General features: G+C 65.3%; 1 pseudogene. It reads right to left on the bottom strand.

Annotated elements, in window-relative coordinates:
* Window positions 1–204: 204 nt before the first annotated feature.
* A pseudogene (locus B5E67_RS15275) lies at window positions 205–972 on the bottom strand (dihydroxy-acid dehydratase); the annotation flags it as partial.
* Window positions 973–1,002: the final 30 nt, after the last annotated feature.

The following is a 1,002-nucleotide window of genomic DNA, read 5'->3' as shown; positions in this document are numbered from 1 at the left end:
TCGTTAGGGTGGGTAGGGAGTCCAGAGGGGGTAGGGAGGGGGAGTCGAAACCCCCTCCCTCCCCCTCTGGGCCTAGCGCAGCGAACAAAAAGGAAAAGAAATGTATTGTTTGCAGTGGAATGTTCACTTCACCAAACCAGCAAACACAAAAAGGCCCCGCCCTATAAGTCAGGACGGGGTCTTTGATTATTGGATGGGCAGCGCTTACTTCAGCACCGCGCCCAGGTTGGCGCTGGTGACCATCCGGGCATAGCGGCTCAGCCAGCCGGTGCGGATGTTGGGTTCGGGGGCCACGTACCGGGCACGGCGGGCGGCCAGCTCCTCCTCCGACACTTCCAGGTTGATGCTGGCATTGGGGATGTCGATGGTGATGGTATCGCCTTCCTCAATCAGGCCGATGGGGCCGCCCGAAGCGGCCTCAGGGCTGACGTGGCCGATGGCCGCGCCGCGGGATGCGCCCGAGAACCGGCCGTCGGTGATGAGGGCCACGGTGGTGTCCAGCTTCATGCCGGCCAGGGCCGAGGTGGGATTCAGCATCTCACGCATGCCGGGGCCGCCGCGGGGGCCTTCGTACCGGATGACCACCACGTCGCCGGGAACGATCTTGCCGCCGTAGATGGCGGTGATGGCCTCTTCTTCGCTGTTAAAGACCCGGGCCGGGCCGCTGTGCTGCTGCATCTCGGGGGCCACGGCGCTGCGCTTGACCACGCAGCCGTCGGGGGCAATGTTGCCCCACAGGATCTGCAGGCCGCCGGTCTCGCTGTAGGGATTGGTGATGGGCCGGATGGCGTTCTCATTCAGGATGCGGGCGCCCTGGATGTTCTCGCCCAGGGTCTTGCCGGTGACGGTGGGGACATCCAGGTCCAGCAGGCCCTTCTTGGCCAGCTCCGCCTGCACCGCCGGGATGCCGCCGGCGGCGTACAGATCGGGCATATGGGTGGGGCCGGCGGGGGCCAGGTGGCACAGGTGATGTCGATGGTGATGGTATCGCCTTCCTCAATC

The organism is Faecalibacterium sp. An122 (genome assembly GCF_002160895.1).
Lineage (GTDB): Bacteria > Bacillota > Clostridia > Oscillospirales > Ruminococcaceae > Faecalibacterium.
This window is presented reverse-complemented; position numbering and strand designations above follow the sequence as displayed.